The following is a 23,544-nucleotide window of genomic DNA, read 5'->3' as shown; positions in this document are numbered from 1 at the left end:
TAATGGAATTGGCAAATTTCGGCCTGGTGGTTGCCGGGCTGGTGGTGGGGTTCATCGTCGGCATGACCGGTGTCGGCGGTGGTTCGTTGATGACGCCGATCCTGCTATGGTTCGGCATCAATCCGGCCACGGCGGTGGGCACTGACCTGCTGTACGCCGCCATCACCAAGTCCAGCGGCGTGCTGGTGCACAGGAAGAACAAGAACATCGACTGGGCCATTACCGGCTGGCTGACCCTGGGCAGTGTTCCGGCGGTGGCGATGACGTTGTGGTTCCTCAGTACGCTGCATGCTGCACCGGAGGCGATGAACGCCATCATCAAACAGGCGCTGGGTTTCGTCCTGTTCGCCACGGCGCTGGCGATTCTGTTCAAGAAACGCCTGCTGGAATTCGCCCACAAACGCGCCGGCGGCAACTACAACCCGAACGGAACGCGCCTGAATGTCATGACCGTGATTACCGGCCTGATCCTCGGCACCATGGTCGCCCTGACCTCCATCGGCGCCGGCGCCCTTGGCACCGTCGCGCTGTTCATCCTCTATCCGCTGCTGCCGACGCGCCGCCTGGTCGGCACCGAAATCGCCCACGCCGTACCACTGACCCTGGTCGCCGGCCTTGGCCACGCGAGCATGGGCAACATGGACTGGGGCGTGCTGGGCTTCCTGCTGCTGGGCTCGCTGCCTGGCATCTGGCTTGGCAGTCACCTGACCGGTCGGGTCTCCGATGAACTGCTGCGTCCATGCCTGGCGACGATGCTGGTGTTGATTGGTTACAAGCTGGCCTTTTGATTCGCGACGGTCATAAAGCGTAAACAAATGGGCGACAGGATCACGCCCGTCCGGTTGCGCAAAATCGTTGCTGACCTAAGCTTTGGGCAAGGCGAAACACTTTTGCCGGGTAGCTCCCGGAACAATCGCCACGATGCGCAATCATTAGAGCGTGGATATCAAAAGGAGATGCGCATGCTCATCAGGTCACTGACCCTGACACTCTTGCTGGCGATTGCCGGCCCCTTGTTCGCCGCAGACGGCGATTCCCCCCTGGACGTCGACAAGGGCATCAACCGCCCGGTGATCGTGATCGCTTCCAGTACGGTCGATTCTTATTGGGTCAGCCTGAAAAAAGCGCTGGACGACCCGGCCAACAAACAAGGCATCGCCGACCGCAAGATCAAGGTTTACACCATCCTGAGCATGAGCGGTCAGGTCGATGGCAAAAGCATGGAGCAGCAGCAAACCATGGCGCTGCTGCGCTCGCTGAAGCTGGGCGCCGGGGCGTATCCCAAGGTCTTCCTGGTGGGCAAGGATGGCGAGACCAAACTGTCGGCTTCGGGGGATGAAGCGGCGACCGTCGACCTGAAGAAAATTTTCGACACCATCGATGCGCTGCCAGCCGCCGAGAAAGAAACTACTTCCACCGTGGTCACGGCCCCGGCTGCTGCAGAACCGGCGCCGGCCAAAGGCGCTAAAGGGACAAAACCGACGAAGCCGACCAAACCGGCCAAGCCACCGGAAATGCCGGATGATTGAGGCAGGCTCTGAATGAAAATGGCGAACGTTATCAAGCGTTCGCCATTTTTTTGCCCGCCGGAATGACCGCGATACTTTGAATATCAGGGCAGGAGCTGACGGATGACATTGACCAGAACCGGAGAAAAAGCCGCAAGCTGGCCATTCTTGGGAGTCAGCATGTCATCAAGGAGAATGTCCAGAAGCTCTTCATCTTCAAGGTCATCAGGTTGCATGCCTCCTGTAAAGATCAGCTGATCAACCAGCTGTTTCCGTGCTCCTATGAGTCCGCGATTGCTTTCTTCGGTATGACCGAGATTCAAAATTTCCAGAGCTGAATTTGCGCGCTCAGTTTTGCCGGTCACTCTACCGGACAGATAAAACTTCAATTCCGACTCGCATTCCTCCATCAAAGGCGTCAGATCCAGTGGGCGCGTGCCTCGATGATGTCCACATTGATTCTGGCGCTGGCAACTGGCGACGATGTTGGTGAACTCCAATGTGCGATTGGGGGCTTTATCCTGGGCTTCAACGTGCTCGTTATGTGAGTTGTCGCCTGCAATGGTCTGGCAGCAATAGGCGCAAAGGCTGAACTGTTCCGCTATACAAGCAGTGCGCAGGCTCACACGTTCTTCGCTGGGCAGGTCCCGGTAACGTAATGTTGTGTTGGCGCGTTTCCATCTGATGAGTTGTTCCGGCTCGGCTCCCTTGGTGATCTTACGCACGACGCAGCTCCAGCTTGCGCAGCAACAGCGCTGCTTTCGCCAGTTCGATATGACCGTCTGGAAGCTCTTCTGCCAGTTCGGCGAATAGCTTCTGTGCGGTTTCCAGATCACCGTCCTGCAAGCGTTCGAGCAACGCGTTCAAACGTTTTTGAACGTCGCTGTTGCGGATATCGGTGTCCATGACTTCCAGCAACACCTGATTGGCATCGAGACCGTAAAGGCCGTTGTGTTCGTGGAGCTCTCCGTTATTGAGCACGTAAACCAGCACATCCTTGGCATCGCTGATCACCAGTGGCGAATGGGTGGTCAGTACGAACTGGCAGTTGGGGAAGGTTTCGCTCAGTTGGCGGATCAAGCTGCGTTGCCATTTTGGGTGCAGGTGCAGATCCACTTCGTCGATCAGCACGATGCCGTCGCCGTGGAGCGGGTTGTCCAGCGACTGGTTCATCATTGCCAAGCGGCGGGCGATATCACCGACAAGCGCCATCATCGACTTCTCGCCTTGCGAGAGTTGGGCGACGTTGAGGGTGACGCCATCCTTGTCGATGGCCATGTGCAGGCGTGGTTTGCGTTGCACGCGCAGGTTGGTGAAGCCGGGCATGAACGCAGCGATGGCGGAGCGGACGGCGGTTAGCTGGCGGTCGCGCGAGGAGGCTTTCAGTTTGGACAGGGTTTTCCAGACGTCACTATCCGGGCCGAACTTTTCTGAAATTTCAGCCAGTGCCGAATCGGAAATCCCGGTTTCGTTTTCGCTGTCTTCGCGCTCGCGGAACCATTCGAAGAAACGACGGAAATCGACGCCTCGGTTGAGCGAGTTGTCGTAGCCGTCCAACTGATCAAAAGTATGTTTTGTCTTGATTTTTAAAGGGATTTCAAGAACTGAGCGTTCAACTGGGTAGTACGCAATTAGGGGAAGTGATGCTTTGTCATCGGCAGTCAACTTTGTGCGATAGAGGTCAGCTAGGCGGCTAGTCTCAGTTAATTCGCTATGAACACTCGACTTTCTCCCCTGCTTGGATCTTGCAACCGTCCAGACAAATAAAATTTCGTCTGTCACTTTTTTGGGAACGTTTGACCGTGCTTTAGACCCGTCTATCATGGCCACAGCGACCATCGCAAACGAGGCGCCATTGCGAATGTCGTCGTCTATTAGATGACTGCCAATACCTCTTTCGGTACGAATTCTGGCGACCAACCAGCTCAGAGAGGTAGCAAGTGACTTCAATAGTGTGGTTTTCCCAGCACCGTTATTTCCTACGATCACCGTTATGTTCGAAGAGTTCTTATTTGTGGGGGCGAGGTGAAGGGTAAGGTCGGCGAACCGACCTACATCCTTGAGGTTTAAGTTAAGAATTTCCATTACAACGCCCTTCGAGGGTCAGTCGGTTTAAACGCTTTGGCGCGCATTATGTCATCCTCGGCCACGGATTGATTCGGTGGAGTGTAGATACTCCATTTCACCCGGTCACCCATGAAAATAGTTGCCGCATATTCCAGCTTGATGAGCTGCGCAACACCCTTCAAATCCCTCGGACATTTCCTTCAAACCGCGGTGGCGCCGGTGAACTGGTGGCTTGAGCCGAACGCCGATAACCTCATCGAGCCGCTGCAAAATCAGCGGTCGGATGTGGAAGTCCGGTGAATCCCGAAAGCGCATGTGCGCCTGTAAACACTTGTTGGCGCCTTTTATGCCAACATTGTTTGCTTATGGCAGCTATGCGCAGGAGCACGCTCGAGTGCACCGGGTTTTTTCGGGGGCCCGGACTTCCACACCTGCGCAAAGCTGCCACCCTCTCGTGGAAGGGAGCTCGGCAGTTTTTTCTCTAACTGCACGAGATCTTCACGTATGAAAAAATTTGATTCGAACGCACCCGAAACTCCCGCGAACCCAGAATCCCCCGAACACATCGCCAACCCCAAACCCCGCTACATCCCCATCACCGGCATCGACTGCCAGATTCCCTGCCTCCTGATCGACCGCGAAGCTCCGGTAGACGTACTCCACGGCACCGCCGCCTACCGCTTGCGCAGCGTGACTCAGCTGCTGGAAACACTTTCCCTCAACGACGACACTGGCCACGACGCGTTACTGCTACAGGACTTCGCCCGGGTGCTGGCAATCCCGCTGCGCGACAGTTGCGACCTGATGGATGTACTGGGCTGGAAGCTACAGGCCTAGTTTCAAACCCTCAAACAAAAACGGGCGACCCTCTCAGGTCGCCCGTTTTTTATGGCGTGACTACCGGGTCAACTCACCCAGAATCCTGTGCGCAATCTTCACCCGCTCCCCGTTGGGGTAATTGCGATTCGCCAGAATCACGATCCCGACCTTTTTCGATGGCACGAACGCGACGTAGGCACCGTAGCCGGCGGTGGAACCGGTCTTGTTCAGCAGCGCGTTCGCCGGTTCGGATTGTGGCGGGTTGAGCCATTTGACCTTGTGCGGTTCCATGGCCATCGGCGTCGAGTTGCCGTCCAGCAGGCGGTCGAGGCTGATTGGGTAGGTGTAGCGTTCCCAGCCCAGGCCCTGGGTCATGTCGCCGACGGTGTAGTAGCCGGTGTGAGTAAGGGCGATGGCTTTCTGCAGCGGTGTTTCGAGTTTCGCGGTGTCGAGGTTGGCTTCGACATATTGCAGCAGGTCGGCGGCGCTGGTTTTCACGCCGTAAGCTTCGGAATCCAGTGCGCCGGGGCTGACCCGGATCGGTTTGTTGTTCTTGTCATAGCCCTGGGCATAGAGCTTTTGTTCAGACGCAGGCACCGACAGGTAGGTGTGCTTGAGTCCGAGTTTCGGCAGCAGGGTTTCAGTCATGAGCTGGTTGAACGGCTGGCCGAGGCTTTTCGCCGCCAGGTAGCCGAACAGGCCGATGCTCGGATTGGAATACAAACGTTGACTGCCTGCGGGATACGTCGGTTTCCACTGTTGGTAATAGCCGAGCATCTTGTTGGAAGAATCTGCGGCATCCGGGAATTGCAGTGGTAGCCCGCCCGCGCTGTAGGTGCCCAGTTGCAGCAGGCTGATCTGGTCGAAGGCACTACCTTTCAGCTCGGACCAGTGCTGGCTGGCCTTGTCGGAAAATTCGAGTTTGCCGGTGGCCTGGGCGTAGGCAGCGAGGGTTGCGGTGAAGGTTTTGCTCACCGAGCCGATTTCGAACAGGGTGTTCTCACTCACTGCTTGCCCGGTGCTTTTGTCGGCAATGCCGTAGTTAAAGTAATGGGCCTTGCCATCGACGGTCACGGCGACCGCCATGCCCGCAATGTCCTGCTGCTGCATCACCGGTGTCACGGTGGCCTTGACCAGCGCCTGCAACTGGTCGTCGCTCTGTGAGGCAGCCAGGCAGGTGGCGGCGCTGAAGAACAGTCCGAAAGCGCTGCAGGACTTGAGTTTGTTCAGGTTGATTGAAGGCATCGTTGAGCCACTCTCCATGAGTGTTGTTGGTGTTATCCCGCTACACTGCGAGTGTTTTCCGTCGGGCCGGCTGATCGGCAGCGCCAAATCTAGGCAGTCCGGCGCCTTTCGACAAACGATGAAAACTCGGACGAGCCATTAGAAAAATTTGGGATCTGGCATGATTCGACCTCAATTGCCCTTGAATGCACTGCGCGCTTTCGAAGCGTCTGCGCGTCATTTGAGCTTCACCCGTGCTGCGGTGGAGTTGTGCGTGACTCAGGCGGCTGTCAGCCATCAGGTCAAAAGCCTCGAGGCGCAACTCGGCGTGATCCTGTTCAAGCGCCTGCCACGGGGGCTGATGCTGACCGGCGAGGGCGAAACCCTGCTGCCGGTGCTGACCACGTCGTTCGATCATATCGCGCAGATGCTCGAGCGTCTGGCGGGCGGGCAGTATCGGGAAATGCTCACGGTCGGCGCGGTAGGTACTTTTGCCGTGGGCTGGTTGTTGCCGAGGCTGGCGGACTTTCAGGCGAAACATCCGCTCATAGATTTGCGGCTGTCGACCAACAACAATCGAGTGGACGTCGCTGCCGAAGGCCTGGATTACGCGATCCGGTTTGGCGCCGGGGCGTGGCACGGTATCGAGGCGACCCGTTTGCTGGAGGCGCCGTTATCGGTGCTCTGCGTGCCGGAAATCGCCCGGCAATTGCACGCGCCAGGGGATCTTCTGCAGCAGCGTCTGTTGCGTTCCTATCGCACCGATGAGTGGCCGGAATGGTTTCATGCGGCAGGGATGGCCACCCACGCCGCGCCGCCTCAGAGCATCGTGTTTGATTCGTCGCTGGCGATGATGGAAGCGGCGCTGCAAGGGGGCGGAGTGGCGTTGGCGCCGCCGTTGATGTTTGCCCGGCAACTGGCGGCGGACCTGATCCGCCAACCCTTTGCCATCGAAATCACCACCGGCAGCTATTGGCTGACGCGCTTGCAGTCACGGCCGGAGACGCCGGCGATGGCAGCGTTCAGGCACTGGCTGCTGGAAATTTCCGGCCAATGAAAGTCCTTGTGGGAGCGAGCTTGCTCGCGAAGACGGCCTCAAATTCGAAAAATTTATTGACTGACACTCCGCCATCGCGAGCAAGCTCGCTCCCACAGGAAATTGCGTTGAATCCGGATCAGCGCACCAGGCAGGGACGCTTGTTATCGAACGTCCAGCCCGGAATCAGAAACTGCATCGCCACGCTGTCATCCCGCGCGCCAAGGCCCATGCCTTTATAGAGTTCGTGGGCCCTGCTCACCTGATCCATGTCCAGTTCCACACCCAGCCCCGGTTTCTTCGGCACCTGCACGCAGCCGTCGACGATTTGCAGCGGGGCCTTGGTCAGGCGCTGGCCGTCCTGCCAGATCCAGTGGGTGTCGATGGCGGTGATGTCGCCCGGTGCGGCGGCGGCCACGTGGGTGAACATCGCCAGAGATATATCGAAGTGATTGTTGGAATGCGAGCCCCAGGTCAGGCCCCATTCGTGGCACATCTGCGCCACGCGCACCGAGCCCTGCATCGTCCAGAAATGCGGGTCGGCCAGCGGAATATCCACCGACTGCAACTGAATCGCGTGCCCCATCTCGCGCCAGTCGGTGGCGATCATGTTGGTGGCGGTTTTCAGGCCGGTGGCGCGACGGAATTCGGCCATCACTTCACGGCCCGAATAGCCGTTTTCCGCACCACACGGGTCTTCGGCGTAGGCCAGTACACGATGCTGATCGCGACACAACCGGATCGCTTCTTTCAATGACCACGCGCCGTTGGGGTCGAGGGTGATGCGGGCGTCGGGGAAGCGCTCGGCCAGTGCGGTCACCGCTTCGATTTCGGCATCGCCGCTGAGCACGCCGCCCTTGAGCTTGAAATCCTTGAAGCCGTAACGCCCATGGGCCGCCTCGGCCAGGCGCACCACGGCGTCGGCGGTCATGGCTTTCTCGTGACGCACGCGGAACCAGTCGTTGTCGGCATCCGGTTCGCTGCGGTAGGCGAGGTCGGTTTCCCGGCAATCGCCCACGTAGAACAGATAACCGAGCATCTTCACTTCATCGCGCTGCTGGCCTTCACCGAGCAGTGCGGCCACCGGCACGTCGAGGTGCTGGCCGAGCAGGTCGAGCAGGGCGGCTTCGAGGCCGGTGACCGCGTGAATGGTAATGCGCAGGTCGAATGTTTGCAGGCCACGGCCGCCGGCGTCGCGGTCGGCGAAAGCCTGGCGAACCTGGTTGAGGATTTTCTGATACGTACCGATCGGACTGCCGACCACCAGGCTGCGAGCGTCCTCAAGGGTCTGGCGAATGCGTTCGCCACCGGGCACCTCACCGACGCCGGTGTGGCCGGCGTTGTCCTTGAGGATGACGACGTTGCGGGTGAAAAACGGCCCGTGGGCGCCGCTCAGGTTGAGCAGCATGCCGTCGTGGCCGGCCACCGGGATGACTTGCATCTCGGTGATGATCGGGGCTTTGGCGATGTCGTGTGCGGTCATTTCGGATTGTCCTTTCAAGCGTGTTTCGGTGCGGCATCGGCCACGGCGATATCAGGTGCGGATTTGGGTGTCGTGCGGGCGGCGAACACGATGAGCGCGGCGATGATCGAAGTCGCGGCAAGACCATAGAGGCCGCCCTGGATCGAACCGGTGTGCTGTTCCAGCAGGCCGAACGTGGTGGGGGCGACGAAGCCGCCGAGGTTGCCCACCGAGTTGATCAGCGCGATCACCGCAGCGGCGATCCGCGCATCGAGATAGGCCTGCGGAATCGGCCAGAACAACGACGACGCAGACTTGAAACCCAGCGCGGCAAAACAGATTGCGACGAACGCGAAGATCGGCCCGCCGGTGGTGGACATGAACATCCCCGCTGCGGCAATCAACAGGGCGGTGGCCACCCACGCCTGCTGGTGTTTCCACTTCGCCGAGAACGAGGCGAACGCATACATGCCGATGATCGACAGCAGCCACGGAATCGAGTTGAACAGGCCGATCTGGAAGTCACTCATCTCGCCCATTTTCTTGATGATGCTCGGCAGCCAGAACGTCGCGGCGTAGATCGTCAATTGGATGAAGAAGTAGATCAGGCAGAACAGAATGATCTGGCGATCCTTGAGCAGCTTGCCCATGGACGGCCGGATCGGGGTTGCGGCCTCGCGAGCCTTCTGTTCGTCGTCGATGGCTTGGACCAGCGCATCCTGCTCGGCGCGGCTCAGCCATTTCGCGTCTTGGGGGCTGGCGTCGAGCCAGAACCACACGAACACGCACAGGCCGACCGAAAACATGCCTTCAATGAAATACATCCATTGCCAGCCATGCAGTCCGAGACCTTCGATCTGCAACAGCAGACCGGACAGTGGTCCGGAGATCAGCGAGGCCACGGCCGAGCCACTCAGGAAAATCGCAATTGCCTTGCCGCGCTCCGCGGCGGGCAGCCAGCGGGTGAAGTAGTAGATCACCCCGGGAAAGAACCCGGCCTCGGCCACACCCAGCAGAAACCGCAGGATGTAGAAGTGGGTTTCGTTCTGGATGAACGCCATGCCGGCGGCCACCAGGCCCCAGGTGAGCATGATGCGGGTCAGCCAGATTCGCGCGCCAACCTTTTGCAGCAGCATGTTGGAAGGGACTTCGAACAGCGCGTAACCAATGAAGAACAGACCGGCACCGAACCCGTAGGCCGCGGCGCCGATGCCGAGGTCATGTTCCATGTGGGTGCGGACGAAGCCGATGTTCACGCGGTCGATGTAGTTGACGATGAACATGATGACGAACAGCGGCAGGACGTGGCGTTTGACTTTGGCGATGGCGCAGGACAGCGCGAAATCGGCGCCTTCGCTCATCCCGGCAATGGATGATTTCACTTGGTTTTCTCCCACTCGTTATTTTTATGCGGGGTGTGGTTGGGTGTTGCTTGTTGATAGACATCATACAACTAGATTTTTTTGTCCTACAAGCAGAGACGTCCAATCAAATTTATCTACAGCGAATTGTTTTTATGCTTTTTAGCTGTTTATGCCGTATTTATTGGGTTTTATAGAAGTTTTTTTGAGGTGAGGCAGAGACGAACGCCCTTGATCGGGAGGAGACGGCGTTATCGTCGATGAGGGTTTGCCAAGGAAATTTCCCTGTTGTCATACAAGTTTGGCGTAGGAAATCATAGGAGCTCATACAAGTCTTCGACGCAGTGTTACGATCGATCAGCCATGACCTGTGGATCCGAACCATGCAAGAAGACCTCGAAGCTCCCGCACGCAAGCGTGCGCACAACCTGGCCCATGACCTGGTGGAAAAGCTCTCCCGGAGCATCCTGCTCGGCCAGATGCTGCCCGGTGACAAGTTGCCGTCGGAAAACTCGATCGTTCAGGAACACGGCGTCAGCCGCACCGTGGTGCGTGAGGCGATTTCCAAGTTGCAGGCGTCGGGGCTGGTGGAGACACGGCACGGCATCGGCACGTTCGTGATCGAGCGTGCGCCGGAGCAAGGGCTGCGGCTGAATGTCGACACCGCGCTGGGCGTGCGCAGCATTCTCGAATTGCGCATGGGTCTGGAGACGCAAGCGGCGGCACTGGCCGCGCAGCGCCGCACCGAGCTGCAACTGCTGCAGATGCATCAGGCGCTGGACGACTATCAGCGACTATTGGCCAACAACGACAGTTGCGTCGAGGCCGACCGGCGCTTTCATTTGCTGATTGCCGAAGCCACTGGTAATGCCTGCTTCACCGAAATCATGCAGCACCTGGGCAGCGCAATGATTCCGCGCACCCGGGTCAATGCGGCCGAGCGCGGGGCGGTGGATTTGAGCAAGCTCGGGCAATTGGCGAACCTGGAGCATGAGGCGATCTTCAATGCGATCAAGCGCCAGGATGCTGATGCGGCCCGGGCAGCGATGTGGCTGCATCTGAGCAACAGTCGTGACCGGTTTTCCGCCACGAGCTGATTGCCACTGGTCTGTTCAATGGCACGCGCAGTGCGGCGGCACCTCCAACGAGCACGACCCGGACACTCCGGGCCTCATGCTTTGAGGGCGCTTCTTGAACGTCTGCGCTTTTTTCCGGTGCTTTTAAACAGCGCCGAGATCACGCATCAACAACCCGAAGCGTAAATCCACGGCATCCGGAATCGGCAAGTACACGGTGTGCCCGTCTCCCGGCGCCACGTCGATGGCTTCGCCCTTGAGGTTCTGCAATTCGTGCAGGTCAAAGTGAAAGTTGCCTTTGGGTGTCATCAGTTCCAGATGATCGCCCAAGGCAAAGCGGTTTTTCACTTTGACCTCGGCCAGCCGGTCCCGGCGTTCTCCGGTCAGTTCGCCAACAAACTGTTGTCGCTCCGACACCGAGCTGCCGTTCTGATAGTTCTGGTATTCGTCATGCACATGTCGGCGCAGGAAACCTTCGGTGTAGCCGCGCTGGGCGAGGGATTCCAGATCGGTCATCAGGCTGCGGTCGAATTCGCGTCCGGCCACCGCATCATCAATGGCCCGGCGGTAGACCTGAGTGGTGCGCGCGCAATAGAAGTGCGATTTGGTCCGGCCTTCGATCTTCAGCGAGTGCACGCCCATGCGGGTCAGGCGCTCGACGTGCTGCACCGCGCGCAGGTCCTTGGCATTCATGATGTAGGTGCCGTGTTCGTCTTCGAAGGCCGGCATCATCTCGCCCGGACGATTGGCTTCCTGCAACAGGAACACCTGATCGGTGGGGGCGCCGAGGCCCAGGGTCGGTTGCGGTTCGAAGGTCTGGACGATTTCGCCGAGCTGATTTTCCGTAGCCTCTTGTGCTGAATATTTCCAGCGGCAGGCATTGGTGCAGGTGCCCTGATTGGCATCGCGCTTGTTCATGTAGCCGGAGAGCAGACAGCGCCCGGAGTAAGCCATGCACAATGCGCCGTGGACGAACACTTCCAGTTCCATGCCCGGCACCTGTTCGCGGATTTCGCCGATTTCTTCCAGCGACAGTTCCCGGGACAGGATGATCCGGCTCAACCCTTGTTGCTGCCAGAACTCGACGCTCGCCCAGTTCACCGTGTTGGCCTGCACTGAAAGATGAATTGGCATCTGCGGAAAATGACGGCGTACCAGCATGATCAGGCCAGGGTCGGACATGATCAGCGCGTCCGGCGCCATCTCGATCACCGGTGCCAGATCCTTGAGAAAGGTCTTCAGCTTGGCGTTGTGCGGCGCGATGTTGACCACCACGTAGAAACGCTTGCCCTGAGCCTGGGCTTCACGAATGCCGAGGGCGAGATTGGCGTGGTCGAACTCGTTGTTGCGCACCCGCAGGCTGTAGCGCGGCTGCCCGGCATAAACCGCATCGGCGCCGTAGGCGAAGGCGTAGCGCATGTTTTTCAGGGTGCCGGCGGGGGCGAGCAGTTCCGGGGTGAAGGAGGGCGTCATGGCGGTGTCGGTCGCAAAAGCGCGGGAGGGTAAACGAGGTGCGGCGAGGGTTTATTGATCTGGATCTATGCTCCTTGAACAAAGATGGCACTCGCGCGGGCACGGGCTGACTAAGTTGGGCGGGCGCGTTTGGCGCCTGACTGACATGGACCGGACATGAACCCAAAAAGTCTGCAATTCAAATCCCTCACCGTGCTGCTCTTGCTGGTGACCGTCGCCTTCATCTGGATCCTGCTGCCATTCTACGGCGCGGTGTTCTGGGCAGTGATTCTCGGCATTGTGTTCGCGCCGATGCAGCGTCGGTTGCAACAGAGGTTCGGCTGGCAACGCAATTTGACGTCGCTGTGCACCTTGAGTATCTGCGTGGTGATCGCGATTCTGCCGGTGATCGTCATCAGCGTGTTGCTGGTGCAGGAAGGGGCGACGCTTTACGACAATATCGAAAGCGGCAAGCTCGATATCGGCGCGTATCTGGCGCAGTTCAAGCACAGCCTGCCGCCGTATTTTCAGCATCTGCTCGACCGTTTCGGCATGGGCGAACTCAATGCCGTGCGCGAGAAAATCGTCAAGGCAGCGATGCAGGGCAGTCAGGTGCTGGCGACCCAGGCGTTCAGCTTCGGTCAGGGCACCTTCGATTTCGTGGTGAGCTTTTTCATCATGCTGTACTTGCTGTTCTTCTTTCTGCGCGATGGCGCCGAACTGGCGCGCAAGGTGCGCACGGCGGTGCCGCTGGAGGAACATCACAAGCGCCGACTGCAACTGAAGTTCAATCGGGTGGTGCGCGCCACCGTCAAGGGCAACCTGGTGGTGGCCATTACCCAAGGCGCGCTGGGCGGCGCGATCTTCTGGTTTCTCGATATTCCCAGTGCGTTGCTCTGGGCGGTGTTGATGGCGTTTCTGTCACTGTTGCCGGCGGTGGGGGCCGGGATCGTCTGGGCGCCAGTGGCGGTTTACTTTCTGCTCAGCGCAATGATCTGGCAGGGCGTGGTACTGGCGTTGTTCGGGGTATTCGTGATCGGCCTGGTGGATAACGTGCTGCGTCCGGTGCTGGTGGGCAAGGACACACGCATGCCGGACTACATGATCCTGATTTCGACGCTGGGCGGGATGGCGGTGTTCGGCCTCAATGGTTTCGTGATCGGGCCGCTGATTGCGGCCTTGTTCATGTCGAGCTGGGCGCTGTTCGTCGAAACCAGACCGAAGGTGCAGTTGCCTTAAGCCTTGAACGGGCCGTTGATCAGTTGTTGCGACAGCGCCTGGGCGGCTGGCAGTGAAGTCAGCGGACCGCTGACCGGCTCGCCGTCGCGCACCAGATACCAGCAGGCGAGCAATCCGAGCTCTCTGAGGGATGCGGGAACGGCGCTGCCGACAACGGACATGATTTGAACCTGAGCCATGAAAAGTACCTCCATCAATCTATGGAGCTACCTTAGGGGGTTGGTCGTTTCAGGGACAATCAACGCTTTCGATAGTGGTCATTGACGCCAGTGAGGGCTGGCTCAGTCCACCACTTGATCGAGCATGTGCACGATTTCGTGTTCGTTGAGCAAACCCTTGCGTACCAGGTTCTCCGCCAGCAGCGAGAGAAACTTCGCCGTGCGATGACCTTCCAGGTGCTTGAGCTCGGTCAGGGCGTTGTAGACCTTGCCCGAGGTGCATAAACCGACGATGCGGTGCGGATTCTGTGTTGGCATTCCAGTCGTCCTTGTTGTTATCAACCTGTTGTATGCGGACGGATTCAGATTGCGGTTCCGTCATGACAAATCGATGACCGTTTTGTGTTTCGGCCCGACGGTCGAGTCCATCATGCCGACTTTAACGGGTGAAACTGTCTCCACAGCGACCTTGGCGAGATTTTTTCAGACGTTGGCCGACGGACGGTTGGCTTTCCCGGGGCCAACAAAAAGCCCCGCTGTAAAAGCGGGGCTCTGTCTGTGAGCTTACCAGCGACCACCGTAGTAGTGCGGGTGGCCGTAGTAGCCACGGGGCGGGCCGTAGTAGACCGGGCCTGGTACATAAACCGGTTGTTGTACATAGACCGGGGCCGGCTGGTAATAGACCGGTGGTGGCGGTGGCTGCACGTACACCGGCGCCGGTTGAGCGTAAACAGGCTGTTGAACGTACACCGGACGATCCTGGTTGATGAGCGCCGAGCCGATGATGGCCGAGCCGACGATCGCACCAAATACCGCCGGGCCCTGCCAGCCACCGCCATGGGCTTCTGCCTGACCTGTGACAGCGCATGCACCGATCAACAAGGCCACGATGGGGAGTTTACGAATCATGATTAATCCTCGGTTCTTCGACCCGGCGTCCGGGCCAGCATCAGGCTCGGGATAGCGCGGGGATACTTCTAAGACAGCAACATTTGGAAAAACAGCACGGCGGCTGGGTAAATTTTGTGTAAGGTCTGTACCGGCTTGCTTACCGGGTTGCATGCAATGGCTGTGATGCCCGGAACAGACCGCCTTATGATCGTTCAGAACCCGATGGTCTGGCTAATCCCGTCCATCCGAAAGTGCATTTGAAGGAGACTCCCATGCAGATGAACCCCAACAAAGACACCCAATTGTGCATGTCCCTGTCTGGGCGTCCCGGGAATTTCGGTCTGCGTTTTCATAACCATCTGTACGAGCAGCTGGGTCTGAACTTTTACTACAAGGCCTTCAGCAGTCAGGATTTGCCGGGCGCTGTCGGGGGCATTCGCGCGCTGGGCATTCGTGGTTGCGGCGTGTCGATGCCGTTCAAGGAGGCCTGCATTGCGCTGGTCGACGAGCTGGATGCGTCGGCAGCGGCGATCCAGTCGATCAACACCATCGTCAACACCAACGGCCATCTCAAGGCTTACAACACCGATTACATCGCCATCGCCCAGTTGCTGGAAACCCATGCGGTGCCGAAGGACTCGACCTTTGCCTTGCGCGGCAGCGGTGGCATGGCCAAGGCAGTAGCCAGTGCCTTGCGCGATGGTGGTTACAGGAAGGGTTTGATCGTGGCCCGCAACGAGCGTGCCGGCCGGGCGCTGGCGGATTCGTTGGGTTATCGCTGGCAGGCGGATTTGGGTGAGGAGCGCCCGCAGATGCTGGTCAATGTGACCCCGGTGGGGATGGACGGTGGTCCGGAAGCAGGTCAGTTGGCGTTTGAGGTGGATGTGATCAAGTCTGCCGATACGGTGTTCGATGTGGTGGCAATCCCCTCGGAAACGCCATTGATCGTGCGTGGTCGCGCCGAAGGCAAAAAGGTCATCACCGGGCTGGAAGTGATCGCGATCCAGGCGCTGGAGCAGTTTGTGCTTTACACCGGCGTGCGGCCGACGGTCGAGCAGTTCGAGGCGGCGGTGGCGTTTGCCCGCAGTTGATTGATCTCGGTGTCGGGATGGTCATTGCCTATACTGCCGGATCAGCAGGCACAGACTTGCCCCACGACAAAAACCGAGGTTTGCATGCATCCGCCCATCCTCAACCTGAATGACGTCGAACTCGAACCGTTGCCCGAAGCGCTGGCACCCGGAGGCGAAACCGCCGGACGTTATCAGCAGCGGTTCGCCCGAATCGGTCAGCAACTGGGCGCGCAAAAGCTCGGTTATCGGCTGTATGCGCTGCCGCCGGGCATGCGCGGCAGTCCGTTTCACAGTCATCGGGTCAATGAGGAAATGTTCTACGTGGTGGCCGGGGAAGGGGAGGTGCGCTTGGCCGCCGAGCGTTTCCCGATCCGCGCCGGCGACGTGATCGCCTGCCCGCCGGGCGGCCCGGAAAAGGCGCATCAAATCATCAACACCAGCGCGCAGGAGCTGCGTTATCTGGCGGTCAGTACCCAGCAGCAACCGGACATCTGCGAGTACCCGGACTCGAACAAGTACGCGGTGATGGATAACTTCAGCATCGATGCCGAGGGCAATGCCTCGGGCTTCGTCGCGGTGGCTCGGCAGTCGGACGGGGTGGATTACTGGGACGGCGAATGACGCCGCCCCGCTGCGCTTACGCTTCGAGGCGTGCCAGGCGTTCTTCCAGCGCCGCAATCCGTGCTTCCAGCTCTTCGATGCGCTCGACTGAAACACCGCTGGCAGTACCGCGATCACCCGGATTCTGTCGCGCCGCGATAATCGCCTCGATGTCCGCCGGATCACCCAGCGCGTGGGTGTAGCGATCTTCGCGTTGGCCGGCCTGACGCGGAATCAGCACCGCCAGATCCCGAGCGATCAGGCGCTCAAGCTGATGCACCACTTGTTCGGCGTCTTCGAATTCATGCATGCGCCCGCTGCGGGTCAGCAGCTCGTTGACGGTTTGCGGGCCGCGCAGGAACATCAGCCCGGTCAGAATCATCTGTGCCGGCACCAGCTCCAGCGCTTTGTCGACCTTGTGTTCCCAGCGGTCGGCGCGACTGCCCATGACCAGTTTGGCGAAACCCCGGCCTTCGAGGGCGCGCAGACTCTGGCCGACCTGGCCCTGGGTCAGGTTCATCACAGGTTCCCGGCTGGTTTTCTGATTGCAGGCCAGCACCAATGCGTTGAGGGTCAGCGGATAGGTTTCCGGGCTGGTGGCCTGCTTCTCGATCAGCGAGCCCAGAATGCGGATTTCCGTGGCGTTGAGCCGTGGTTCGTTGACGTTGGTTTCAAGTTCTGTGGACATCGCGCGTTCCCTCTGCAGTCGAAGGCGCCTAGCCTAATCCTTGCTGGATAAAAGACAAGTCGCACGGTCCGCGAGCATGGCTATAATCGCCCCACGATTTACCCAGCCACCCTGTGAGACTGGCATGACCATTTCCCTGTACGCCGCATCCGTTCCGGTTTTCCAGCAAATGCTCAACGCCCTGAGCGATGTGCTGAAAAAGGCCGAAGCCCACGCCACCGCGAAAAACATCGACCCGAACGCCTTCCTGCAGGCGCGTCTGTACCCGGACATGTTCCCGCTGGTGCGTCAGGTGCAGATCGCCGTGGACTTCGCCAAAGGCGTTTCCTCGCGTCTGGCCGAAGTCGAAATCCCCAAGTACGACGACACCGAAACCACCTTCGCCGAGCTGCAAGCATTGATCGCCAAGGTTCTGGCCTTCATCGGCGAGATCAAGCCCGAGCAGATCAATGGCAAGGAAGGCATCGAAATCGTGACCCGTCCGGGCACTCCGAAAGAGAAACGCTTCTCCGGCCAGGCCTACCTGCTGAGCTACGGCCTGCCGCAGTTCTTCTTCCACGTCACCACTGCTTACGACCTGCTGCGTCACAACGGCGTTGAAATCGGCAAGCGCGATTACATGGGCGCGTTCTAAACCCGTCGCAACAAAAAGCCCGCCAAGGTTTGCGCCTTGGCGGGCTTTTTGTTGCGCTCGGTGTTTACGCCGGACGTTGTGCTTTCTGTTCTTCGCCCAGGCAAGCCGCAGCGGTGAACAACACGTCGGTGGAGGAGTTCAGCGCCGTCTCGGCCGAATCCTGCAACACACCGATGATGAAGCCGACCGCCACCACTTGCATGGCAATCTCGCTCGGAATGCCGAACAGGCTGCACGCCAGCGGAATCAGCAGCAGCGAACCGCCGGCCACACCGGACGCGCCACACGCGCAGATCGCAGCGACGACGCTGAGCAGGATCGCGGTCGGGATGTCCACGGCAATGCCCAGGGTGTGCACGGCGGCAAGGGTCAGCACGGTGATGGTGATCGACGCACCGGCCATGTTGATGGTGGCACCCAGCGGAATCGAGACCGAGTAGGTGTCTTCATGCAGGCCCAGACGCTTGCTCAGCTCCAGGTTGACTGGAATGTTGGCCGCCGAGCTGCGGGTGAAGAACGCGGTGATGCCGCTTTCGCGCAGGCACTTGAGCGTCAGCGGATACGGGTTGCGGCGCATTTTCCAGAACACGATCAGCGGGTTCATCACCAAGGCCACGAACAGCATGCAGCCCAGCAGCACTGCCAGCAGGTGCGCGTAACCCACCAGTGCGCCAAAACCGGACGTGGCCAGGGTCGAAGCCACCAGACCGAAAATGCCCAGGGGTGCGAAACGAATGACTACGCGCACGATCAGGGTCACGCCGTTGGACAGGTCGCTGACCACTTCCCGGGTGGTGTCGCCGGCATGCCGAATCGCCACGCCCATGCCGATGGCCCAGGCCAGAATGCCGATGAAGTTGGCGTTCATCAATGCAGTGACCGGGTTATCGACCACGCTCAGCAGCAGGCTTTGCAGGACTTCGCCGATGCCGCCCGGTGCAGTGACGGCGACGTTATCGGTGGACAGCACCAGATGCGACGGAAACATCGTGCTGGCAACCACCGCCACCGCCGCAGCGCCAAAGGTGCCCAGCAGGTACAGGAACAGAATCGGCCGGATATGGGTTTCCTGACCGTGCTTGTGGTTGGCGATCGAGGCCATGACCAGCACGAACACCAGGATCGGCGCCACGGCCTTGAGCGCCGAGACGAACACCTTGCCGATGAAGGCGGTGCCTTTGGCGGCTTCGGGCGCGAACAGCGCCAGGGCGATGCCGGCAATCAGGCCGATCAGGATCTGCGTGACCAGGCTGAGGCTTTTCAGGCGTTGCATTAGAGAAGGGGATGAAGCGGTCATAACGGCATCTCTGCTTTTTTATAGGGTGCAAGGTTGTGTGATCCGGGCGATGAATCGGGGGCAGGCCACAGACACGAACCGTAAGGAATGACGCGACAGCCACGCCGTTTAACGGGTGGCTGAACAGGGTGTACGTTTTTCAGGGCGCGGACTTTATCACAGCGTAGGCCTTATCCTTCAGGCCTGTGACGATCTGCCACCGAAACGTTCTGCAATATAGACAGGTTTGTGCAAGTCACTCCGGGAACACTCTGTTAAGATTGCGCATCCTTATTTTCATGTTCTGCCGGCGGGCCTTCAGGTCAGCGCCGGTGCCGTCGTTTTGCTGGAGTTCCCCATGCTGTTGCCCATCCTTCTGTTGTCTGCCGCCGGATTCACGGTGCTGACCACGGAGTTCGTCATCGTCGGCCTGCTGCCGGCGATTGCCCGAGACCTGGAAGTCACCATCCCGCAAGCCGGGTTGCTGGTGACGCTATTCGCTTTCACCGTGGCCATGTTCGGCCCGTTCTTGACGGCATATTTCGCCCGTTTCGAACGGCGCAAGCTGTTCATCACCATTCTGGTCATGTTCGGTCTGGCCAATACCGTGGCGGCTCTGGCGCCGAACATCTGGGTCATGGCCATTGCACGGTTGATCCCGGCACTGGGGCTGCCGGTGTTCTGGGCCCTGGCCAGTGAAACCGCAGTAGACATCGTCGGTCCGGACTTCGCCGGTCGCGCCATTGCCAAGATCGGCTTCGGCATCGTCTGCGCCACGGTGTTCGGCATCCCGGTCGGTACGCTGATTTCCGATGCCTTCGGCTGGCGCAGCGCATTCGCCATTCTGGCGGTCATCGCATTCGCCAAGGCGTTGCTGCTGTTTGTCTACCTGCCGAAAACCAGCCTGCACCAGCATCAGGTCAGCTTCGGATCGCAGTTCAAGATTCTGCGCAGCCCGTTGATGCTTGGCCATGTGCTGCTGTCGATTCTGGTGTTCAGCGGCATGTTCACGGCCTACACCTATCTGGCGGATATCCTTGAACGTCTGGCCGGTTTCAATGGCACCGTGGTCGGCTGGTGTCTGATGGGCTTTGGTGCGGTCGGCCTGATCGGCAACTCGCTGGGCGGTCGCGCGGTGGATCGTCACCCATTGATGGCTTCGGTGATGTTCTGCGCGTTCATGATTCCCGGGATGGTGGCGCTGGTGCCCAACATCAATTCGTCGCTGGGCCTGGCGGCGGCGATGGGCATCTGGGGCGTGACGCAGGCCGCGCTGTTTCTGGTCAGCCACGTACGCTTGATGAAAGCGGCACCTGAAGCACCGGCCTTTGCCGCATCGCTGAATATCGCCGGAGCCAATCTCGGGATCGGTCTGGGCGCGATCATTGGCGGTCGGGTAATCGACAACGCGGGCCTGGGCTTCGTCGGTTTCGCCGCTGCCGCGTTCATCCTGCTGTCGATTTTCCTCGCCATGGTGTTGATGGTGCTCAAGCCGCGCGAGGTTTGCGCGCAGGCTTAAAACCCGGTAAACAGCTCGCGTCGGGCACCTTCGGTAATCGCTTTGATGCCGGGGTGCTTGAACTTGCGTTCCACCGAGATCGCATAGAACGACTCGCTCACCGCATCGGTCTGGCCGATCAATTCAACGCCGTACTGGCGTTTCACCTCATCGGCGATCACGCTCGGGCCAATGAAAATTCCGCTGCCGGACTGGCCGAACGCCTGCATCAGGGCGCTGTCATCGAATTCCCCGACAATCCTTGGTTGAATCTGCTGTTCGGCGAACCAGCGCTGCAGACGGCTGCGCACCACGGTTTCGGCTCCGGGAATCAACAGCGGCGCGCCGTGCAGGCTGCGCGGAAAGTCCTGACCGTATTGCGCCGCCAGTTCGGCGGTGGCAAAGAAACTGATCCCGCACTCTCCGAGCCTTTGGCTGTAGCCCTTGATGTCCAGGTGCGACGGCATAGGGCTGTCGGAGATCACCAGGTCCAGGCGCTGGATCGCCAGATCTGCCAGCAACCGTTCCAGTTTGTCTTCGCGGCAGGTGATGCGCAGCGGTTCGCTCAACTCCATGGTCGGTGCGATCAGGCGATAGACGATGGATTTGGGCACCACGTCCGCCACGCCGACCCGGAACAGGATCTGCTGTTCGTTGGGCTGGGCGCGCAGCATGAGTTCCAGTTCGCCGCCGATCTGAAACATCTGTTCGGCGTAGGGCAGGGCCTGACGTCCGGCTTCGGTGAGTTCGAGCTGTCGGCCGACGCGCTGAAACAACTCGATGCCGTAGGTCTGCTCAAGCAAGGAAATCTGCCCACTGATGGTCTGCGGTGTCAGGTTAAGTTGCTCGCAGGCGCGCACGATGCTGCCGGTCTTGGCCACCACCCAGAAGTAGTGCAGTTGTCGGTAATTGAGCACGGGGTCCGGTCCGCCAGATTCAGTTCGTATAAATCGAAGTATAGCCGCTGAAAATACGAATTTTTCTGAAGTGTTTGTCTCCCTAGAATGCCCAGCCATCGACGGGTGGTCCGTGACCTGTCTGTTCATTCGAAGGAATCCTTATGAAATACACGATCCCGGCACTGATGTTTACGTCTTTACTGCTTATGGCTGGCTGCGACCAGGCTGAAAAAAGCGCCCAGCAATTGATGGGCAAGGCCGCCGAGAGTGCCAAACAGGCCATCGACGACACGCACAAAGCCGCCGAGCAGGCGCTCAGCGAGGTCACTGGCGGCCTGATCGAGAAAAAAGAAGCCCCGGAAAAAGAGGCGGAAAAATACGAATCTTCCTCCAAAACCATCTAAATCGTCTTACAAGAGTCAGGACTGACCCATGGAATACCTGTTAGAACTCGCTTCCAGCCCGACGGCCTGGATTGCTCTGGCAACACTGGTGGTGATGGAAATCGTGCTCGGCATCGATAACCTGATCTTCATTTCGATCCTGACCAACAAGCTGCCCGAGCAGTATCGGCAGAAGGCCCGCCGCCTCGGTATCGGCATGGCGCTGATCATGCGTCTGGCGCTGTTGAGCACCATCGCGTTCATTGTTCAGTTGACCGAGCCGGTCATCGAGATCCTTGGCCAGGCGTTTTCCTGGAAGGACATGATCCTGATCGCCGGTGGCCTGTTCCTGGTCTGGAAGGCGACGACCGAGATCCATCACAGCATGGATCCGGCACCGGAAGACCCGAAAACCGCCGCCTCGACCGTGACCCTGGGTTTCGCTGCCGCGATCGGACAGATCCTGATGCTCGACATGGTGTTCTCGATCGACAGCATCATCACGGCGGTCGGCATGACCGAACACTTGCCGATCATGGTGATCGCGGTGGTGGTTTCGGTGCTGGTGATGCTGTTTGCGGCTGATCCGCTGGCAAAATTCATCAACGACAACCCGTCGGTGGTGATGCTGGCCCTGGGCTTCCTGATCATGATCGGCATGACGCTGATCGCCGAAGGCTTCGGCGCCCATGTACCGAAAGGTTATGTGTATGCCGCCATGGCGTTCTCGGCTGCGATTGAAGTGTTGAACATGATGTCCCGTCGGGCGAAGCAGAAGAAGCTGGCTGCCCAGGCGTAACCGCTGGAAAAGCGAAGGCCGCGTCACTCGCAAGAGTCACGCGGCCTTTTTCGTTTGAATCGGTTGAAAGCAGTCAGTGCGCGGTGGCGTGACGGGCGCTGTGTTTCTCGACTTTCTTGATCGGTGCGGGCTGTACAGGGTGGTGATGACGCCGGGAAATCCGCAGTACGCCCCACAACATGGCGGCGGCGACGGCCAGCCAGCCGGCAATCAACATCACAATGGTCATGGTCAGGCTCATCGGTGCCTCCTCTTTGCCCTGCGTCGGGCGCTTTCTCTTTTGCTGTCTATCGAATGACAGTCTAGTCGCTGGCGTGTTTCAGGCTATTGACCAAAGGTCGGTGGTGACCAATCACTTCGCTCTATGCAGCCGATGGATCTGCGCCTTCGGGCTATACCGCAGCGTTGCGCCGTCCTATGATCCTCGACCAAGCCGGAACACGATGACCGGTAACTGATCAAGAGAGTGACGATGGTGCAGCTATTTTCCCGGATTCGCATGGCACTGCTGGTGGCCGGTTGCGTGACAGCTTTGGTGGGGTGTGCGGGCAGCGTGGCGCCGGAAGTCCAGCGCCTGCCGGAACGGGTCGAGCTCAGTGGCACCTTTTATCGGGGCGAAGCCAATCAGAGCGGGCCGCAGGTGCTGGCCAGCCTGCTGTCGCAGCAGGGCATCGTGATCACCCCGGGCCTGCTGGAAAAACCCCTGCACCTGCCGGGCGCCGAAAATCAGTTGCAGCAGAACATGCAGAACCTGGCGCGTGAATACGGCATGGTCGTATACCCGTTGGATGCCCGTTTGCCGGCGTTGCTGACTCAGGTGGCGGCAGGGTATCCGGTGATGGTGCGTTTCAGTGAAGGGTCGGCGTTCTGGGCCGAGCCGCGTTACGCGATTCTTTCCGGTTATGACCGCAAGAAGCAAAATGTGCTGCTGCGTGCCGGGATGAACCGCCGTGAACTGATGAGCTTCAGTTCTTTTGAATCGGCGCTCGAGAAGTCGGGTGGCTGGGCGGTATTGATTCAAAAACCTTCACAGATCCCGGCAGCGGTCGATCGCCAGCGTTGGTTGAAAGCCGCTGATGAGCTGGCGCAGGCCGGCCAGGAGCGAGAGGCCGCACAAGCAAGAAAGGCACTCGGTTCACAATAAGGCCCCGTTCGTCACCTGCCGGGCACCCTGAAAATCTGCAGGTCTCTGAACAGTAGCGCCCGGTTATTTCCGGGCCTCGTTCCCAGGAGACGACTATGGCAATTCCCCAATCTCCCCGTGGCCCTCACTCATCCGAGCATGCCAGTGGCGAAAAGCCGGGATTCGATCCCGACTCGCCCGATCTGGATGATCCGCAAGTCGATCCCGTCGGTCCGGCCAAGGCTCCACGGGACGTAGCGCATGGCGATGACAAAAAA

27 protein-coding genes are annotated in these 23,544 nt (G+C 59.4%); 14 read left to right on the top strand and 13 right to left on the bottom strand.

What is annotated here, in order from left to right:
• Positions 1 to 2 precede the first annotated feature (2 nt).
• Positions 3 to 788: a sulfite exporter TauE/SafE family protein gene (locus BBF94_RS12690; protein ID WP_065259370.1), complete on the top strand. Its 786-nt coding sequence runs from the start codon at positions 3 to 5 to the stop codon at positions 786 to 788.
• A 174-nt stretch (positions 789 to 962) separates the two neighbouring features.
• Entirely contained in the window at positions 963 to 1,529 is a 567-nt protein-coding gene (locus tag BBF94_RS12685; RefSeq protein WP_065259369.1) for a DUF4174 domain-containing protein, read from the top strand.
• A gap of 83 nt (positions 1,530 to 1,612) precedes the next feature.
• Here the strand turns inward: BBF94_RS12685 and BBF94_RS12680 are convergent, their stop codons facing one another.
• The gene (locus BBF94_RS12680) at positions 1,613 to 2,233 is read right to left on the bottom strand and encodes a retron system putative HNH endonuclease (protein ID WP_065259368.1); all 621 of its coding nucleotides are present in this window, start codon (positions 2,231 to 2,233) and stop codon (positions 1,613 to 1,615) included.
• On the bottom strand, positions 2,226 to 3,593 hold the full coding sequence (locus BBF94_RS12675; protein WP_065259367.1) for an AAA family ATPase: 1,368 nt from the start codon (positions 3,591 to 3,593) through the stop codon (positions 2,226 to 2,228). The genes BBF94_RS12680 and BBF94_RS12675 overlap by 8 nt, the downstream gene beginning before the upstream one ends.
• Before the next feature lie 546 nt (positions 3,594 to 4,139).
• Between BBF94_RS12675 and BBF94_RS12670 the strand changes: the two genes are divergently transcribed.
• Positions 4,140 to 4,412 carry a hypothetical protein gene (locus tag BBF94_RS12670; RefSeq protein ID WP_065259451.1) on the top strand — a complete coding sequence of 91 codons (273 nt, stop codon included), beginning with the start codon at positions 4,140 to 4,142 and terminating at the stop codon, positions 4,410 to 4,412.
• Positions 4,413 to 4,472: 60 nt separating this feature from the next.
• Here the strand turns inward: BBF94_RS12670 and ampC are convergent, their stop codons facing one another.
• Positions 4,473 to 5,639, bottom strand: a complete 1,167-nt coding sequence (ampC, locus tag BBF94_RS12665; RefSeq protein ID WP_065259366.1) for a class C beta-lactamase — start codon at positions 5,637 to 5,639, stop codon at positions 4,473 to 4,475.
• Between the two features lie 160 nt (positions 5,640 to 5,799).
• On the opposite strand from ampC, the gene BBF94_RS12660 reads away from it, so the two are divergent.
• On the top strand, positions 5,800 to 6,675 hold the full coding sequence (locus BBF94_RS12660; protein WP_065259365.1) for a LysR family transcriptional regulator: 876 nt from the start codon (positions 5,800 to 5,802) through the stop codon (positions 6,673 to 6,675).
• Between the two features lie 118 nt (positions 6,676 to 6,793).
• Here the strand turns inward: BBF94_RS12660 and gudD are convergent, their stop codons facing one another.
• Positions 6,794 to 8,137 carry a glucarate dehydratase gene (gene gudD, locus BBF94_RS12655; RefSeq protein ID WP_065259364.1) on the bottom strand — a complete coding sequence of 448 codons (1,344 nt, stop codon included), beginning with the start codon at positions 8,135 to 8,137 and terminating at the stop codon, positions 6,794 to 6,796.
• A gap of 14 nt (positions 8,138 to 8,151) precedes the next feature.
• Positions 8,152 to 9,498 carry an MFS transporter gene (locus BBF94_RS12650; protein ID WP_065259363.1) on the bottom strand — a complete coding sequence of 449 codons (1,347 nt, stop codon included), beginning with the start codon at positions 9,496 to 9,498 and terminating at the stop codon, positions 8,152 to 8,154.
• A 362-nt stretch (positions 9,499 to 9,860) separates the two neighbouring features.
• Here BBF94_RS12650 and BBF94_RS12645 point away from each other — a divergent pair, with 362 nt between their 5' ends.
• The gene (locus BBF94_RS12645) at positions 9,861 to 10,574 is read left to right on the top strand and encodes a FadR/GntR family transcriptional regulator (RefSeq protein ID WP_065259362.1); all 714 of its coding nucleotides are present in this window, start codon (positions 9,861 to 9,863) and stop codon (positions 10,572 to 10,574) included.
• Between the two features lie 123 nt (positions 10,575 to 10,697).
• On the opposite strand, the gene trhP is transcribed toward BBF94_RS12645, so the two are convergent.
• Positions 10,698 to 12,026 (bottom strand): prephenate-dependent tRNA uridine(34) hydroxylase TrhP, encoded by a 1,329-nt coding sequence (trhP, locus tag BBF94_RS12640; RefSeq protein WP_065259361.1) that lies wholly within the window; start codon positions 12,024 to 12,026, stop codon positions 10,698 to 10,700.
• A 156-nt stretch (positions 12,027 to 12,182) separates the two neighbouring features.
• Here trhP and BBF94_RS12635 point away from each other — a divergent pair, with 156 nt between their 5' ends.
• Positions 12,183 to 13,244 carry an AI-2E family transporter gene (locus tag BBF94_RS12635; RefSeq protein WP_065259360.1) on the top strand — a complete coding sequence of 354 codons (1,062 nt, stop codon included), beginning with the start codon at positions 12,183 to 12,185 and terminating at the stop codon, positions 13,242 to 13,244.
• Here the strand turns inward: BBF94_RS12635 and BBF94_RS12630 are convergent.
• The 3 genes from BBF94_RS12630 to BBF94_RS12620 all read right to left on the bottom strand — a co-directional run bounded on the left by BBF94_RS12630 (position 13,241) and on the right by BBF94_RS12620 (position 14,311).
• On the bottom strand, positions 13,241 to 13,423 hold the full coding sequence (locus BBF94_RS12630; protein WP_065259359.1) for a hypothetical protein: 183 nt from the start codon (positions 13,421 to 13,423) through the stop codon (positions 13,241 to 13,243). The two genes, BBF94_RS12635 and BBF94_RS12630, sit on opposite strands and share 4 nt — an antisense overlap.
• A 102-nt stretch (positions 13,424 to 13,525) precedes the next feature.
• Complete coding sequence (locus tag BBF94_RS12625; protein WP_065259358.1) at positions 13,526 to 13,720, bottom strand: hypothetical protein; 195 nt, start codon at positions 13,718 to 13,720, stop codon at positions 13,526 to 13,528.
• A gap of 246 nt (positions 13,721 to 13,966) precedes the next feature.
• Positions 13,967 to 14,311, bottom strand: coding sequence for a hypothetical protein (locus BBF94_RS12620; RefSeq protein WP_065259357.1), 345 nt, complete (start codon positions 14,309 to 14,311; stop codon positions 13,967 to 13,969).
• A gap of 254 nt (positions 14,312 to 14,565) precedes the next feature.
• Here BBF94_RS12620 and BBF94_RS12615 point away from each other — a divergent pair, with 254 nt between their 5' ends.
• The gene (locus BBF94_RS12615) at positions 14,566 to 15,384 is read left to right on the top strand and encodes a shikimate 5-dehydrogenase (RefSeq protein ID WP_065259356.1); all 819 of its coding nucleotides are present in this window, start codon (positions 14,566 to 14,568) and stop codon (positions 15,382 to 15,384) included.
• A gap of 84 nt (positions 15,385 to 15,468) precedes the next feature.
• On the top strand, positions 15,469 to 15,987 hold the full coding sequence (locus tag BBF94_RS12610; protein WP_065259355.1) for a cupin domain-containing protein: 519 nt from the start codon (positions 15,469 to 15,471) through the stop codon (positions 15,985 to 15,987).
• Positions 15,988 to 16,003: 16 nt separating this feature from the next.
• On the opposite strand, the gene BBF94_RS12605 is transcribed toward BBF94_RS12610, so the two are convergent.
• Positions 16,004 to 16,654 (bottom strand): YceH family protein, encoded by a 651-nt coding sequence (locus tag BBF94_RS12605; protein ID WP_065259354.1) that lies wholly within the window; start codon positions 16,652 to 16,654, stop codon positions 16,004 to 16,006.
• 124 nt (positions 16,655 to 16,778) lie between these two features.
• Here BBF94_RS12605 and BBF94_RS12600 point away from each other — a divergent pair, with 124 nt between their 5' ends.
• The gene (locus BBF94_RS12600) at positions 16,779 to 17,288 is read left to right on the top strand and encodes a DUF1993 domain-containing protein (protein WP_065259353.1); all 510 of its coding nucleotides are present in this window, start codon (positions 16,779 to 16,781) and stop codon (positions 17,286 to 17,288) included.
• 64 nt (positions 17,289 to 17,352) lie between these two features.
• Here the strand turns inward: BBF94_RS12600 and sstT are convergent, their stop codons facing one another.
• On the bottom strand, positions 17,353 to 18,585 hold the full coding sequence (sstT, locus tag BBF94_RS12595) for a serine/threonine transporter SstT (protein ID WP_065259352.1): 1,233 nt from the start codon (positions 18,583 to 18,585) through the stop codon (positions 17,353 to 17,355).
• Between the two features lie 337 nt (positions 18,586 to 18,922).
• On the opposite strand from sstT, the gene BBF94_RS12590 reads away from it, so the two are divergent.
• Positions 18,923 to 20,083: an MFS transporter gene (locus BBF94_RS12590; RefSeq protein ID WP_065259351.1), complete on the top strand. Its 1,161-nt coding sequence runs from the start codon at positions 18,923 to 18,925 to the stop codon at positions 20,081 to 20,083.
• On the opposite strand, the gene nhaR is transcribed toward BBF94_RS12590, so the two are convergent.
• A complete protein-coding gene (gene nhaR / locus BBF94_RS12585; protein ID WP_065259350.1) occupies positions 20,080 to 20,979 on the bottom strand; it encodes a transcriptional activator NhaR in 900 nt (299 codons plus the stop codon). The genes BBF94_RS12590 and nhaR overlap by 4 nt on opposite strands.
• 143 nt (positions 20,980 to 21,122) lie before the next feature.
• Between nhaR and BBF94_RS12580 the strand changes: the two genes are divergently transcribed.
• Positions 21,123 to 21,365 (top strand): hypothetical protein, encoded by a 243-nt coding sequence (locus tag BBF94_RS12580; protein ID WP_065259349.1) that lies wholly within the window; start codon positions 21,123 to 21,125, stop codon positions 21,363 to 21,365.
• 28 nt (positions 21,366 to 21,393) lie between these two features.
• Positions 21,394 to 22,143 carry a TerC family protein gene (locus BBF94_RS12575; RefSeq protein ID WP_065259348.1) on the top strand — a complete coding sequence of 250 codons (750 nt, stop codon included), beginning with the start codon at positions 21,394 to 21,396 and terminating at the stop codon, positions 22,141 to 22,143.
• 73 nt (positions 22,144 to 22,216) lie between these two features.
• Here the strand turns inward: BBF94_RS12575 and BBF94_RS27970 are convergent, their stop codons facing one another.
• The gene (locus BBF94_RS27970) at positions 22,217 to 22,384 is read right to left on the bottom strand and encodes a hypothetical protein (protein ID WP_176704452.1); all 168 of its coding nucleotides are present in this window, start codon (positions 22,382 to 22,384) and stop codon (positions 22,217 to 22,219) included.
• Positions 22,385 to 22,615: 231 nt separating this feature from the next.
• Between BBF94_RS27970 and BBF94_RS12570 the strand changes: the two genes are divergently transcribed.
• Together BBF94_RS12570 and BBF94_RS28160 are read left to right on the top strand one after the other, a co-directional pair.
• On the top strand, positions 22,616 to 23,287 hold the full coding sequence (locus BBF94_RS12570; protein WP_065259347.1) for a peptidase C39 family protein: 672 nt from the start codon (positions 22,616 to 22,618) through the stop codon (positions 23,285 to 23,287).
• Positions 23,288 to 23,382: 95 nt separating this feature from the next.
• Positions 23,383 to 23,544 (top strand): DUF6021 family protein (locus BBF94_RS28160; RefSeq protein WP_225875051.1); only part of this gene is annotated, 162 nt, incomplete at its 3' end.

This window comes from Pseudomonas bananamidigenes, from assembly GCF_001679645.1.
In the GTDB taxonomy this organism is placed as follows: domain Bacteria; phylum Pseudomonadota; class Gammaproteobacteria; order Pseudomonadales; family Pseudomonadaceae; genus Aquipseudomonas; species Aquipseudomonas bananamidigenes.
The sequence above is the reverse complement of the archived record's forward strand: the minus strand, read 5'-3'. Positions and strand labels throughout refer to the sequence as shown.

Excerpts from the sequence above, each read along its gene's own strand:
- BBF94_RS12690 (WP_065259370.1), top strand. The coding sequence starts at position 3 with ATGGAATTGGCAAATTTCGGCCTGGTGGTTGCCGGGCTGGTGGTGGGG.
- BBF94_RS12685 (WP_065259369.1), top strand. The coding sequence starts at position 963 with ATGCTCATCAGGTCACTGACCCTGACACTCTTGCTGGCGATTGCCGGC.
- BBF94_RS12675 (WP_065259367.1), bottom strand. The coding sequence starts at position 3,593 with ATGGAAATTCTTAACTTAAACCTCAAGGATGTAGGTCGGTTCGCCGAC.
- ampC (WP_065259366.1), bottom strand. The coding sequence starts at position 5,639 with ATGCCTTCAATCAACCTGAACAAACTCAAGTCCTGCAGCGCTTTCGGA.
- BBF94_RS12660 (WP_065259365.1), top strand. The coding sequence starts at position 5,800 with ATGATTCGACCTCAATTGCCCTTGAATGCACTGCGCGCTTTCGAAGCG.
- gudD (WP_065259364.1), bottom strand. The coding sequence starts at position 8,137 with ATGACCGCACACGACATCGCCAAAGCCCCGATCATCACCGAGATGCAA.
- BBF94_RS12645 (WP_065259362.1), top strand. The coding sequence starts at position 9,861 with ATGCAAGAAGACCTCGAAGCTCCCGCACGCAAGCGTGCGCACAACCTG.
- trhP (WP_065259361.1), bottom strand. The coding sequence starts at position 12,026 with ATGACGCCCTCCTTCACCCCGGAACTGCTCGCCCCCGCCGGCACCCTG.
- BBF94_RS12635 (WP_065259360.1), top strand. The coding sequence starts at position 12,183 with ATGAACCCAAAAAGTCTGCAATTCAAATCCCTCACCGTGCTGCTCTTG.
- BBF94_RS12630 (WP_065259359.1), bottom strand. The coding sequence starts at position 13,423 with ATGGCTCAGGTTCAAATCATGTCCGTTGTCGGCAGCGCCGTTCCCGCA.
- BBF94_RS12625 (WP_065259358.1), bottom strand. The coding sequence starts at position 13,720 with ATGCCAACACAGAATCCGCACCGCATCGTCGGTTTATGCACCTCGGGC.
- BBF94_RS12620 (WP_065259357.1), bottom strand. The coding sequence starts at position 14,311 with ATGATTCGTAAACTCCCCATCGTGGCCTTGTTGATCGGTGCATGCGCT.
- BBF94_RS12615 (WP_065259356.1), top strand. The coding sequence starts at position 14,566 with ATGCAGATGAACCCCAACAAAGACACCCAATTGTGCATGTCCCTGTCT.
- BBF94_RS12610 (WP_065259355.1), top strand. The coding sequence starts at position 15,469 with ATGCATCCGCCCATCCTCAACCTGAATGACGTCGAACTCGAACCGTTG.
- BBF94_RS12605 (WP_065259354.1), bottom strand. The coding sequence starts at position 16,654 with ATGTCCACAGAACTTGAAACCAACGTCAACGAACCACGGCTCAACGCC.
- BBF94_RS12600 (WP_065259353.1), top strand. The coding sequence starts at position 16,779 with ATGACCATTTCCCTGTACGCCGCATCCGTTCCGGTTTTCCAGCAAATG.
- sstT (WP_065259352.1), bottom strand. The coding sequence starts at position 18,585 with ATGACCGCTTCATCCCCTTCTCTAATGCAACGCCTGAAAAGCCTCAGC.
- BBF94_RS12590 (WP_065259351.1), top strand. The coding sequence starts at position 18,923 with ATGCTGTTGCCCATCCTTCTGTTGTCTGCCGCCGGATTCACGGTGCTG.
- BBF94_RS12580 (WP_065259349.1), top strand. The coding sequence starts at position 21,123 with ATGAAATACACGATCCCGGCACTGATGTTTACGTCTTTACTGCTTATG.
- BBF94_RS12575 (WP_065259348.1), top strand. The coding sequence starts at position 21,394 with ATGGAATACCTGTTAGAACTCGCTTCCAGCCCGACGGCCTGGATTGCT.
- BBF94_RS27970 (WP_176704452.1), bottom strand. The coding sequence starts at position 22,384 with ATGAGCCTGACCATGACCATTGTGATGTTGATTGCCGGCTGGCTGGCC.
- BBF94_RS12570 (WP_065259347.1), top strand. The coding sequence starts at position 22,616 with ATGGTGCAGCTATTTTCCCGGATTCGCATGGCACTGCTGGTGGCCGGT.